Source organism: Streptomyces sp. NPDC044033, from assembly GCF_056434425.1.
Map to the genome: position 1 here is coordinate 123,247 of NZ_JBWKFF010000020.1, position 12,454 is coordinate 135,700.

Here is a 12,454-nt window from a genome sequence, read left to right on the forward strand (position 1 = left end):
TATCGAAGTTTCGCCGGAATTAAGGGGCTTGACGCGCGTAATGTCATTTTTCGTCATTAGCGACAAGGATCAGGAGAGCCTCATGTCCATGACTACCCCCCTTGCCACCCTCGTCACTCACGGCAAGAAGGCCGCGGCCGGCGCCGGCGTTCTCGCCACAGCCGCCGCCCTCGGTGCCACGCTGCTCGCCGCGGCCCCGGCCCAGGCCGCCCCCGCCAAGCCGTACGGCACGGTCACCAGCAGCGCCGACCTGCGCGAGCGCCAGTACCCCAGCACCGACTCCGCGACGAAGGGCAGCCTCAAGCACGGGGCCCAGGTCGGTCTCCGGTGCAAGGTCCGCGCGCAGAACATCGAAGGGAACCCCATCTGGTACCTGCTGCGGGACCGTGCCACCTGGGTGACGGCCAAGTACGTGGACAACACCGGGACCGTGCCCTACTGCAAGGACGTGCAGCGGAGCAAGACCATCCACGTTCCGGCGGGGAAGCACCTGGTGGGCTGAGCCTGACCGGCTGACGGGACATCGGGCGGCGGGCCGACGGGCCCGTGGCCCGGCTGCCCAGTCCGACGGTCCAGCAGTATGGACGGGCAGTACGGCCCGGCGCCGCGCGGAAGCGGCGCCGGGCCGTCGCTGTGTCCGGTGGGGCCCGGCCCCGTCTGACGAGGTGTCACCGCCCCTCCCCCGTGCGGCGCATCCCGACATGCGGCCCGGTCGCCGCGACCACACGATGGGCCCATGACTCTCAGCCTTGAGCAGCTGCGCCGTTGCCATGTAGCCGTCGACCTCGGGGCAGCCCGCACCCGCGTCTACCTCAAGCATCAGGGCCTCATCGTGGACGAGCCGAGCGTCGCCTCCGTGAACACCAACACCGGCGCCCTGATCGCCGTGGGCACGCTCGCCGAACGGATGGCGGGCCGTACGCCCGAGCACATCCGCGTGGTGCGCCCGGTCTCCGGCGGCACCGTCGTCGACATCGACATGGCCCAGCGCATGCTGCGCTTCCTCATCGGCGACAAGGTCCGCAGGGCGTGGCGGCGCAAACCGTCGCTGCGGGCGGCCGTCTGCGTGCCGCACGAGGCGGAGCCGCTGGCTCTGCGCGCGGCCGTCGAGACGATGACGGGCCTCGGGGCGCGCCGCGTCGAACTGGTCGACACGCTGATCGCGGCGGCGGTCGGCTGCGGCCTGCCCGTCGAGCAGGCCGAGGCGACGATGATCGTGGTGTGCGGGGCCGCGTCCACCCAGGTCGCCGTGCTCTCGCTGGGCTCGATCGTGGCCGCCGAGAAGGTGCCGGTGGGCGGGGACGCGATCGACCACGCGGTGGTGCAGCACCTGCGCAACGCGCACGAGCTGCTGCTGCCGAGCCAGGGCATGCGCCCCCTGCACCTGGCGCTGCGCGCGAGCGGTCCGGAGGGCTGGGAGGGCGCGGAGGTGCACGGCCGGGATGTCGCGACCGGGTGCGCCCGTTCCGTACGGGTCGACAGCCGGGAGGTGCGGGAAGCCATCCACACCCCGCTCACGGCGGTGCTCGACTCCATCGGGCGGGTGCTGCGGCTCTGCCCGCCCGATCTGGTGGCGGACCTCGGGGAGCGGGGCGTCGTGCTGGCCGGCGGCAGCGCGCGGCTGCCGGGGCTGGACAAGATGCTCAGGTCGGAGACCGGGATGCCGGTGCACGTCGCGCGGAACGCGGATGTGTGCGCGGTCGAGGGGCTCGGTTCGATGCTGGAGGGCCGGGTCAAGCCGCTGGTCCTGGACCCGGTCACGACGTGAGGAGCGCGTCAGGCGCTCTTGGGAACTTCTTTACCCCCACCGCAGTTCTGCCTGTGCACCCCTATTTGTATGAGGAGAGAGACGCACATGGCGCTGTGGGACAAGCTCAAGGATTCCGCGACCACGATGCAGGGCCAGCTGGTGGCGAAGAAGAACGACCTCAAGAGTGGGGCGTTCCGTGACGCGAGCATGGCTATGTGTGCGCTGGTGGCGGCTGCCGACGGGTCCATCGACGCCTCGGAGCGGCAGCGCGTCGCCTCGCTGATCGGCACCAACGAGGTGCTCCAGAACTTCCCCGCCGACGACCTCCAGGCGCGCTTCAACGACTACTGCCAGAAGCTGACGGCCGACTTCGACTTCGGCAAGGTCAGCATCATGCAGACCATCGGCAAGGTGCAGAAGAAGCCCACGGAGGCGCGGGCCGTCATTCAGATCGGCATCGTGATCGGCGGCGCCGACGGCGACTTCGACAAGACGGAGCAGGCCGTCGTCCGCGAGGCGTGCTACGCGGTCGGTATCGACCCGAACGAGTTCGACCTCTGACCGGAGGGCCCTCGCCGGCCGGTCCGGCGGGAAGTTGAGGGAGCGCGGACCGCCGAGGGCGGTCTGCGCTCTCTCATGCGGCAAGCGCGTACGGGCTCCACGTGTCGGGCACGTACAGGCCCGCACCCGACAGGCCCGTACCTGCCCGCCCCCGGCAAGCCCGTACGGGACCGCGCCTGGCAGGCGCGCCCGGGCCCCACCTGTCGGGCACGTACAGGTCCGCAGCCGACAAGCGCGTACGGACCACCGCCGCCCCGCCCGCGCCTGGCTGACGCGCCGGGCGCGGTGAGATGCCGCGGGGGGATTCGGTACGCAGCCGCGCCGCGACCGGGCCGGGGCGTACGTACGCCCCCGCAACGCCCGTATGCGCCGAGACGTACGTACGTGCCGCAGCGCCCGTACGCGCCCAGGAGCTCAGCCGCGCGCCGGTACGGCCCCGGTGTCGACCAGTTCGCGGGAGACGAAGTCCACCAGCAGCTCCCGCATCACGGTGATCGTCATGCCCGGCGCACCGGTGAGGACCTGGATCGCCGCGCCGTCGGTGAGCGCGGTCAGGCGCAGGGCCACGTTCTCGGGGTCGGCGTCGGGGCGGAAGACGCCCTGGCGTCGGCCGCGTCGTACGGTCCGTACGACCGCGTCGTGCCAGCGGGCGTAGAACTCGTTGTGCGCGGGGCGGAATTCGGGGCGCACGACCGCCTCCGCCCAGTACTGGAGCCAGATCGACCACTCGTCGCGGACCCGGCCCACTCTCGGCAGCTGCATGTCGATGAGCTTGAGCAGCCGTTCGTGCGCGTTGTCGATGGCCTTGAGCTCGACGCTCTGCCGGTTGAACGCCTGCTCCACGCAGTACTTGAGGGCCGCGGTGAGGACGTCGTTCTTGCCCGGGAAGTAGTAGTGCACGGTTCCGGTGCTGGTGCCGCAGACCTTGGCGATGTCCGCGATGCGCACGGCGTGGAAGCCGCGCTCGGCGATCAGCTGCCAGGTGGCCTCCAGGATCGCCTCGCGGCGGTCCTCGTCGCTGCGGGGCCTGTCCGCCATGTCCGCCGTCTCCCCCCATCGGTTCCGGTCGCTCCCTGCCGTCTCCATATTACTGACGCGGCAGTCAAAGGCAAGATCTGCGCCCCACCCCCTCAACACCGCCTTCTACCAAGTCAATTCCGTGTTTTCTCTTGACAGCGCCTCGGCCGAAGGAGCTAACTGACGCATCAGTCAGACACTCCGGTCGACCCGAGGAGGAGACTCCGTGCGCAGCACAGAACACGCCGGAAAGGTCGCGCTGATCACCGGCGGCGGCACCGGCATCGGCCGGGCGGCGGCGCGGGACCTCGCCGCCGGCGGGGCCAAGGTCGTCGTCTGCGGGCGCCGCCCCGAACCGCTCGAAGAGGTGCGCGCCGAGCTCACCGCCGCCGGCGCCGACTGCCTCGCCCTGCCCGCCGACATCCGCGACGAGGAGCAGGTGGCCCAGGTCGTGGAGCGCGCCGTCGAGGCGTACGGCCGGATCGACATCCTGGTCAACAACGCGGGCGGACAGTTCACCGCGCCCGCCGAGGAGATCACGCCCAAGGGCTGGCGCGCCGTGCACCGCCTCGCGGTCGACGCCGCCTGGGACGTCACCCGCCAGGTCGCGCTGCGCGCGATGCTCCCGCAACGCTCCGGCGTGGTCTTCTTCATCGCCTTCTCGCCGCGCCGCGGCATCCCCGGCATGGTGCACGCCACCGCCGCCCGCGCCGCCGTGGAGAACCTCGCCGCCGGGCTGTGCCTGGAGTGGAGCCGCTACGGCATCCGCACGGTCTGCGTCGCCCCCGGCACCATCGCCACCGACGGCCTCGACGACGCCTACTCGGCCGCCGAACGCGCCCGGTGGGAACAGGCCGTGCCGCTCGGCCGCCTCGGCCGGCCCGAGGACGTCTCCGGCGTCATCTCCTTCCTCGCCTCCCCCGGCGGCGCCTACGTCTCCGGCACGACCGTCGTCGTCGACGGCGGCGCCGACGCCTGGGGCACCGGCCACCCCGTACCCGCGCCCCTCCCGGAGGTACCCCGATGACGCTCGCCACCACGGCCCGTACGGAGCCCGGCCGCGACCTCGACGCGCTCTTCTCCCCCCGCGCCGTCGCCGTCGTCGGCGCCAGCGACGACCAGTCCAAGTACGGGAACTGGATCAGCGTGCAGGCGCTGCGGATGAGCGGCGACCGCCCCGTCCACCTCGTCAACCGGCGCGGCGGACCGGTGCTGGGCCGCCCCGCCCACCGCGCGCTCGCCGACGTGCCCGGCCCCGTCGACCTCGTCGTGATCGCCGTGCCCGCCGCCGGGTTCGAGGCCGCCGTCGAGGAGGCGCTGGCCGTGGGCGCGCGCGCCATCGTCGGCATCACGGCGGGCTTCGGCGAGCTGGGCGCGGACGGCAAGGCGCGCGAGGCGGCGCTCGCCGAGCGGGTGCGCCGGGCGGGCGCCGTACTGCTCGGCCCCAACTGCCTCGGTGTGCTGGACAGTACGAGCGGGCTCTACCTCGCCTCCAACCCGCTGCCGGCCGGCCCGGTCGGGCTGATCTCGCAGAGCGGCAACATGGCCCTCGAACTCAGCGCCTTCCTCGCCGGCCGCGGCCTCGGATTCTCCCGCTTCGCCTCCCTCGGCAACCAGGCCGACCTGGGCACGGCCGACCTCGTACGCGCCTACGCCGCCCACGACGGCACCGAGCTGATCGCCGTCTACTGCGAGGACTTCGGCGACGGCCGCGCGTTCGTCGCCGCCGCCTCGGACGCCGTCGCCGCGGGCAAGCCCGTCGTCCTCCTCACGGTCGGCGGCAGCGCCGCCTCGGTGCGCGGCGCGAAGTCCCACACCGGGGCGCTGACCAGCGACATCTCCGTGATCGACGCGGCCTGCCGGGCCGCCGGTGTGGACCGCGTCAGCAGCCCCCGCGAGATGGCCGACCTGCTGGCCGCGCTGCACCGCTTCGGGCCCGCGCCCGCCCGCCGGGTGGCGGTGCTCGCGGACGGCGGCGGACACGCCTCCGTCGCCTGCGACGTCGCGGAGGCGTGCGGGCTGTCCGTACCGGAGTTCGCCCCGGCCACGGCGGGCGCGCTCCGCGCCGGGCTGCCGCCGTCCGCGGGCGTCGGCAACCCCGTGGACCTCGCGGGCGCGGGCGAACAGGACATCGCCTCCTTCACCCGCACCCTCGACGTACTGCTCGCCGACCCGGACACCGACTCCGTCCTGGTCACCGGCTACTTCGGCGGCTACGGAACGTACGGCGAGGCGCTCGCCGCCCGGGAGACCGCCACCGCCCGCGCCATGGGCGAGTCGGTGCGCCGCCACGGCAGACCCGTCGTGGTGCACACGATGTGCGCGGACAGCGCCGCCGCAGACGAGCTGCGCGCCCAGGGCGTACCGGTCTTCGGCGCGGTCGAGGACGCCGCCCGGACCCTGGGCATGCTGGCCCGGCGCGCCGCCGCACCGGTGGACGCGCCCCGGCCGACGCCCGCCGCTCCCCCGGTGGGCGGCGACGGCTACTGGTCGGCGCGCGAGCTGATCCGCACGGCCGGGGTCGCCTTCCCGCCGGCCCGCCTGGTCCGTACCGCCGACGAGGCCGCCGACGCGGCACGCGCCATCGGCGGGCCCATCGTCCTCAAGGCGCTCGGGCTGCTGCACAAGTCCGACTCCGGCGGGGTGGCGCTCGGCCTGCGCGACGAGGAGTCCGTACGCGCCGCCCACGCCGACATGGCGCGGCGGCTGGACCCGCCGGGGTTCTGCGTCGAGGCGATGGCCGGCCTCGGCGGCGGCGTGGAGCTGATCGTCGGCGTGCGGCGCGATCCCCGCTTCGGCCCGGTGGCGATGGTCGGCCTCGGCGGGGTGGCCACCGAGGTGCTGCGCGACGTGGTCTTCGCGCTGGCGCCGGTCGCCCCCGGGCACGCCCGCACGCTCCTCGGCGAGCTGCGCGCCGCCGCCCTGCTGCGCGGCGTGCGCGGCAAGCCGGCCGTGGACCTCGACGCGCTCGCCGCGGCCATCGCGACGGTCACCGAAGTCGCCGCCGCCCACCCGGAGATCGCCGAGTTGGAGGTCAACCCCCTGCTCGCGACGGCGGACGGCTGCCTGGGGCTCGACGCCCGGATCGTCCTGGAGAACTGAACCGCAACCCTCAACGCGCAGTACGTCATAAGGAGCAGCACATGGAGTTCGCCCTCACCCCCCGGCTGGCCGAGCTGAAGCGGCGCGCGGCCGGGCTGGCCGAGAAGATCATGCCGTACGAGGACGCCTGCGAGGCCGACAACGGGCTGCCGCCCGAATCGCTCGCCGCCATCCGCGAGGAGGTGCTGGCCAGCGGCCTGCAAGCGATCAACATGCCGGCCGAGTGGGGCGGCGCGGGCCTCAGCATCCTTGAACAGGCCGTGGTGCAGGACGAGTTGGGCAAGCTCACCAACGCTCTGTGGGACACCGTCTGGCGCCCCGCCAACTGCCTGCGCGCCGCCACCCCCGAGCAGCGCGAACGCTATCTGCTCCCCGGCATCCAGGGCCGCTGCCGCGACGCCGTCGCGATCACCGAGGCCGACGCGGGCTCCGACCCGTCCGGCATCGCCACCACCGCCGAACCGGACGGCGACGGCTACGTCATCAACGGCGAGAAGTGGTTCGTCACGGTCGGCGACGCCGCGGACTTCCTGATCGTACTGGCCAATGTGCGGACGGCGGACGGCGAGGGCGCGCCCACCCTGTTCATCATCGACAAGGACCACCCGGGCGTCACCCTCAAGCGCACCCCGCGCTACACGCACACCTTCGTCTACGAGCACCCCGAGTTCGTCTTCGAGGACGTACGGGTCGGCGCGGGCGCCGTGCTCGGCGGCGTCGGCCAGGGGTACGAGCTGACCCGCGACTGGTTCACCGAGGAGCGGCTGATGATCGGCGCCCGTACCATCGGCGCCGCCGAGCGGGCCCTGTCGCTGGCCACCGAGTGGGCCCGCGGCCGTATGCAGGGCGGCGAGCCGCTGATCAAACGTCAGCTCATCCAGGGCATGCTCGCCGACTCCGTCGTCGACATCGCCACCAACCGGGCCCTCACCCACCAGGTGGCCTGGGAGTTCGACCAGGCCGACGACACGGTGAACGGCCGCAAACTGCTGCACGCCAAGGCCGCCACGGTCAAGCTCGCCGCCTCGGAGGCGTCCAACCGGGTCGCCGACCGCGCCCAGCAGATCTTCGGGGGCCGCGGCTACATGCGCGACTACCCCGTCGAGCGGATCTGGCGCGAGCTGCGCGTGGACCGCATCTGGGAGGGCACCTCGGAGATCCAGCGCCTCGTCATCGCCAACGAGATCGACAAGCGCGGCCTGCCGGGCCTGCTCTCCTTCCGGACGGAGGCGTAAGTGAGCGCCGATCCCACGGGCGCGGGCGGGACCGCGGACGGCGCCCTCGGCACGGTCCACACCGCGCGCCTCGGCGCGGTCGCCGTGCTCACCCTGCGCCGCGAGGCGAAACTCAACGCGCTCTCCACCCACCTGGAGGCCGAACTCCTCGCGGCGGTGCGCTCGGAGCCCGTACGGACCAGCCGGGCCGTGGTGATCACCGGCGGCCCGACGGTGTTCTCCGCCGGGGCGGACGTCGGCGAGCTGCGCGAGATGACACCGGAGGCGATAGCCGCCTACTACCGGGCGTCCGGCGCGGTCTACGAGGAGGTCGCCGCCCTGGAGCAGCCCACGGTCGCGGCCATCGCGGGCCACTGCCTGGGCGGCGGCCTGGAGCTGGCGCTCGCCGCCGACATCCGCGTCGCCGACGCCACGGCGCGGCTGGGCCTGCCGGAGGTCGGCCTGGGCATCCTGCCCAGCTCCGGGGGGATCACCCGGCTGGTACGGGCGGTGGGGCCCGCCCGCACCCGGGATCTGGTGCTGCGGGCCCGCCGGATGCCGGTGGCCGAGGCGCGGGAGTGGGGGCTGCTCAGCGAGGTCACGCCCGAAGGGGCCCATCTGGAACGGGCGTTGGAGATCGCGGGCGAGCTGGCGGGGCACCCGCCGCTGGCCGTGTCGGTCACCAAGCAGGTGATCACCGCCGCGACGGACGCGCCGCGCGAGTCCGCGCTCCTGCTGGAGCGGCTCGCCTACGCGGCGCTCAACCGCACCGGCTGACACCGAGGCGGCTGACACCGAAGCGGCTGCGGTGGGGGATGGGATGCGGGGCCGGCGGGGTTCGCAACGGGGCTCGTACGACCTTGGTACGGCCCTCGTACGGCCTCCGTACGACCCGAACCCGTGCCGCCCCGCCCTGCCCGTACGCCCGTACACCCGTACCGCCGGACCGCCCGCCCGGCCGAGGAGAGACAGCGAGCAGCCCACCAGCGATCAGCAGCGAGGAGACGCGACATGGCAGTCGGCACCACTGGGTCACCCGGCACCACGGGTGCCGAAGGCCCGGCACGTTCGGGGACTGAGGCACCGCCCCCGGGCGGCGGCCGCAAGCCGGTCATCGAGGCCCGGTCGATCGACTACGTACCGCTGGCCGAGCGGCACGGCAAGGTGTGGCACCTCTTCCCCGTGTGGTTCGCCGGGGACGCCCACCTGGCCACCGTCGCGACCGGCGCGATCGGCGTCGGGCTCGGCGGCAACCTCATCTGGACGGCCATCGCGGTGGTGCTCGGCTGCGCGCTCGGCACGTTCTTCATGGCCTTCCACTCCACCCAGGGCCCGCAGCTCGGACTGCCCCAAATGGTGCAGTCGCGGCCGCAGTTCGGATTCATCGGGGCGCTGCTGGTGTGGCTGGTCGCGCTGACGACGTACATCGGCTACAACGCCTTCAACCAGATCCTGGTCGGCTCCACCCTCGACCACCTGGCCGAGGTGCCGGCCGGGGCCAGCTACATCGGCTACGCGGTGATCGCCGTCGTGCTGGCCGTGGTCGGCTACGACGTCATCCACAAGGCGTCCCGCTGGCTCACGTACGTGGTGATCGCGGCGCTGGCGCTCTTCACGGTCTGCGTCATCGCCGTCCGCCCCTTCACACACGCACAGCTCGACCTGGGCTCCTTCGCGCTCACCCCGTTCCTGATCCAGATGTTCACCGCCGCCGTCTACCAGCTCTCGTGGTCCATCTACGTCTCGGACTACTCCCGCTATCTGCCGCCGTCGGTCGGCGTCCGCTCCTCTTTCTGGTGGACCTATCTGGGCGCGGGCGTCGGCGGCGCGTGGATGATGCTGGTCGGCACGGTGGCGGCGGGGCTGTTCCCCGGGAAGAGCCTCGTGGAGTCGGTGATCTCCGCGGGGGACCGGGCGTTCGGCGGCTTCGGGGTGGTGCTGCTGATCGTCACGGTGCTGCCGCTGCTGACGATGGGCGCGCTGAACGTGTACGGCGGCAGCCTCACCCTGCTGTCCAGCCTCGACTCGCTCGGCCGGTTCCGGCTGACCGTCGCCCGGCGGATCGGCGCGCTGGTCATCGTGGCCGTGGTCTCGACGGCCATCGCGTTCGGCGCGAGCGAGAACTTCGTCGAGGAGTTCGGCCACTTCCTCTCCGTACTCGGCACCCTGTTCACCCCCTGGACGGCCGTCAACCTCGCCGACTTCTATCTGGTGCGCCGGGGCCGCTACTCGATCCGGGAGATCTTCAACCCGCGCGGCATCTACCACCGTTGGAACTGGCGGGGGCTGGCCGCGTACGGGACCGGCTTCGCGGTGATGCTGCCGTTCTCGGTGATCGGCGACGCCGAAGGCCCCATGGCCCGGCTCCTCGGCGGCCTGGACGTCTCGATGCCGGTCGGGCTGCTCGTATCGGCGGGCGTCTATCTGCTCGTATGCCGCTCGCTGGACCTGCCGGCGGAACGCCTGGCGATCGCGGCGGCGGACGCGGGGCTGGACCCGGACGGGGAGTAACGCCTTTCGCTTGCGGCCCGCCCGTACTGGAACCGCTCGTGCGATCGTCCGGATACGCGGAACCGCTCGTGCGGTCGCTCCTACGTACGGACCCGCTCATACGGTCACCCGTACGCGCGGAACCGCTCATACGGTCGCTCCTACGCACGGACCCGCTCATACGGTCACCCGTACGCGCGGAACCGCTCATACGGTCGCTCCTACGCACGGAACCACTCGTGCGGTCGCCCGTACTGAACCGCTCGCGACGCGCGCAACAGGAGTCGGCGCGCGCCCGCGCGTATGCCGGACGACTTTGCACCGGCGCTGTTCGCGGCGCGCGAGCGGGGCTACTCTGAGTTGTGCGCCCCGGACCCGGCGACATGCGAACCGCTCCGTTCCGAGGAGGCGCGCACCATGCTCTTAGGTCTCGAAACCACTCCCGCCGCCCCTCATCAGACCCGTGCGGCAACCGTCTTGGCGCCCGCGGCACCCGTCACCTCGGTGATCGACGTCAGTGGAAGTCTGGACCTCACCACCGTGCCTCGGCTGCGCGAACGCCTTCGCATGGCGCAGGGCCCCGGTGTCCGGATCGTCCTCGACCTGTCGGGCGTCACCCACTGCGACGACCTGGCCCTCGGCGTGCTCGTCGCCACCGCCCGCCGGGCGCGCTCCCTCGGCGGCGAACTGCGGATTCTCGCGCCGTCGACCGCCGTGAACCGCGCGCTGGGAGCGAGCGGGCTCCGCCGCCGCCTCGCGGTCTTCCCGGAGGCAGCGGATCCGGCCCCGCTGCGGGCAGGCAAGCGGGCCGGGACGCGCGCGGAGTCGGGGCGGCCGGGGGTCAGTCGGGCGGAGCGGGCGGCGATACGCGGCCATCGATGACGTCGCGGGCCACGTCGGACAGCCGGCGATTGTGCGACCTGGCGTAGCGGCGCAGCGCGGCGAACGCCCGCTCCATGTCGCCGCCGAAGCGGTCGGCCAGCTTCCCCTTGGCCTGTTCGATCACGATCCGGCTGTCCAGGGCCGTCTGCAACTGCTCGTTGAGCTGTTCGCCGCGCCGAATGGAGCGCTGCCGCACGAGGCTCATGGTCGCGACGTCGGCCATGGCCTGGGCGATGGTCAAGCCGACCGGCTCGAAGATCCAGGGGTCGGCGCAGAAGAGGTTCAGGGCGCCGACGACCTCGCTCCGGCAGCGCATGGGCAGAGCCTGGACCGCCGCGAAGCCGCGGTGGCGGGCCTGGTCCACGAACCGCGGCCAGCGCTCAGCCTCCGTGTTCACGTCGGGCACGGCCACGGCGGCGCCCTTCCGGAAACAGTCCAGGCAAGGGCCCTCCTCCTGCTGCACCTCGAAGAGCTCCAGCAGTCGTGCGCGCTCGTCGGAGGCGGCCATCACCCTCAGTTCGCCGGACCGGTCCGCGAGCAGCACCCCGGCGGCGTTCGCGCCGAGCACCCCCACGCAGCGGTCGGTGAGCAGGCGGAAGAAGGACGGCGGGTCGAAGGCGGCGTCAAGGCTGCCCGCCAGTTCCACGAATGTCTTTGCCACGACGTGCTCGTCCATGGTCTCCGTCCACTGCCGCCGGACTCTTCTCCCCTGTTCGCCTGCCCTGTTAGCCGCGTTCGGAACAGTAATCCTGCGTAAAGGTGGAAATTCACCTCCACGACCGGCACATGTGAAGGGTCAGCGGGCCGGCTGTTTGGGAGGGGTCCGGCGGGGGACACGGAAGGTGGCCTTCTCCGGCCTGACTCAGCCCGATGCGGCCTGTCCCGGCCGATTTCTCAGAGAGGTAGACGATGACCGTAGAGAAGACCACCGTCCTCGTCCTGGACTCCGCGGAGCCCGAGGAACTCGCCGAGTTCTACGCCGGTCTGCTGGGCGGGGAGAGCCGCCTCGGCAAGGATCCCGACTTCGTCGAAGTCGCCGGCCGCTACGGCGTCTTCCTCGCCATCCACCGGGACCACGGCTACGCGCCGCCGAGCTGGCCGCGTCCCGAGGACTCCCAGCAGGCGCATCTGCGGATCGTCGTCGCCCGCGAGGACATGGACGAAGCGGAGCGCGAGGCGGTGAACCTCGGCGCGCGGCCCATCGACACCAAGGAGAACAACGGGCCGCGGGACGTACGGACCTACTCCGACCCCGCCGGCCACTCGTTCACGCTGGCCACGGCGCCCTGACGGCTGACAGCTGACGATCGGACATGGAGGTGGGGGGGGGGGGGGGGGGGGGGGAAAAAAAGAGGCGAGCGGCACGCCGCCCCCGCGGGGAAGAGGAGAAGGGAAGGGGGGGGGTGGGGGGGGGGGGGAGGGGGGAAAAAGTGGGCCC

The 12,454-nt window shown here is 72.5% G+C and carries 12 protein-coding genes; 10 read left to right on the plus strand and 2 right to left on the minus strand.

The annotated features are described in order from the left end of the window. Positions 1-88: 88 nt before the first annotated feature. From AC07AB_RS30415 to AC07AB_RS30425, 3 genes are all read left to right on the plus strand, one after another. Positions 89-502 carry an SH3 domain-containing protein gene (locus tag AC07AB_RS30415; protein ID WP_478573474.1) on the plus strand — a complete coding sequence of 138 codons (414 nt, stop codon included), beginning with the start codon at positions 89-91 and terminating at the stop codon, positions 500-502. Between the two features lie 234 nt (positions 503-736). Further along, on the plus strand, positions 737-1,768 hold the full coding sequence (locus AC07AB_RS30420; RefSeq protein WP_478573477.1) for a rod shape-determining protein: 1,032 nt from the start codon (positions 737-739) through the stop codon (positions 1,766-1,768). An 87-nt stretch (positions 1,769-1,855) separates the two neighbouring features. Continuing rightward, positions 1,856-2,311 (plus strand): tellurite resistance TerB family protein, encoded by a 456-nt coding sequence (locus AC07AB_RS30425; protein ID WP_478573479.1) that lies wholly within the window; start codon positions 1,856-1,858, stop codon positions 2,309-2,311. A gap of 414 nt (positions 2,312-2,725) precedes the next feature. On the opposite strand, the gene AC07AB_RS30430 is transcribed toward AC07AB_RS30425, so the two are convergent. Next, on the minus strand, positions 2,726-3,349 hold the full coding sequence (locus AC07AB_RS30430; protein WP_478573482.1) for a TetR/AcrR family transcriptional regulator: 624 nt from the start codon (positions 3,347-3,349) through the stop codon (positions 2,726-2,728). 205 nt (positions 3,350-3,554) lie between these two features. Between AC07AB_RS30430 and AC07AB_RS30435 the strand changes: the two genes are divergently transcribed. The 6 genes from AC07AB_RS30435 (at position 3,555) to AC07AB_RS30460 (ending at position 11,016) form a co-directional block, all read left to right on the plus strand. Continuing rightward, positions 3,555-4,355, plus strand: coding sequence for an SDR family NAD(P)-dependent oxidoreductase (locus tag AC07AB_RS30435; RefSeq protein WP_478573484.1), 801 nt, complete (start codon positions 3,555-3,557; stop codon positions 4,353-4,355). Further along, a complete protein-coding gene (locus AC07AB_RS30440) occupies positions 4,352-6,430 on the plus strand; it encodes an acetate--CoA ligase family protein (RefSeq protein WP_478573487.1) in 2,079 nt (692 codons plus the stop codon). Before AC07AB_RS30435 ends, AC07AB_RS30440 begins: the two co-directional genes overlap by 4 nt. 41 nt (positions 6,431-6,471) lie before the next feature. Beyond that, complete coding sequence (locus AC07AB_RS30445) at positions 6,472-7,665, plus strand: acyl-CoA dehydrogenase family protein (RefSeq protein WP_478573490.1); 1,194 nt, start codon at positions 6,472-6,474, stop codon at positions 7,663-7,665. Continuing rightward, entirely contained in the window at positions 7,666-8,421 is a 756-nt protein-coding gene (locus tag AC07AB_RS30450; protein ID WP_478573493.1) for an enoyl-CoA hydratase/isomerase family protein, read from the plus strand. It begins immediately after the preceding gene. Between the two features lie 234 nt (positions 8,422-8,655). Continuing rightward, positions 8,656-10,155, plus strand: a complete 1,500-nt coding sequence (locus AC07AB_RS30455; protein WP_478573496.1) for a purine-cytosine permease family protein — start codon at positions 8,656-8,658, stop codon at positions 10,153-10,155. Between the two features lie 396 nt (positions 10,156-10,551). Then, on the plus strand, positions 10,552-11,016 hold the full coding sequence (locus AC07AB_RS30460) for an STAS domain-containing protein (RefSeq protein WP_478573498.1): 465 nt from the start codon (positions 10,552-10,554) through the stop codon (positions 11,014-11,016). On the opposite strand, the gene AC07AB_RS30465 is transcribed toward AC07AB_RS30460, so the two are convergent. After that, positions 10,976-11,677 (minus strand): GAF and ANTAR domain-containing protein, encoded by a 702-nt coding sequence (locus AC07AB_RS30465; RefSeq protein ID WP_478573500.1) that lies wholly within the window; start codon positions 11,675-11,677, stop codon positions 10,976-10,978. The genes AC07AB_RS30460 and AC07AB_RS30465 overlap by 41 nt on opposite strands. A 248-nt stretch (positions 11,678-11,925) precedes the next feature. On the opposite strand from AC07AB_RS30465, the gene AC07AB_RS30470 reads away from it, so the two are divergent. After that, positions 11,926-12,306: a VOC family protein gene (locus AC07AB_RS30470; protein WP_478573502.1), complete on the plus strand. Its 381-nt coding sequence runs from the start codon at positions 11,926-11,928 to the stop codon at positions 12,304-12,306. The last annotated feature ends 148 nt before the right edge of the window (positions 12,307-12,454 follow it).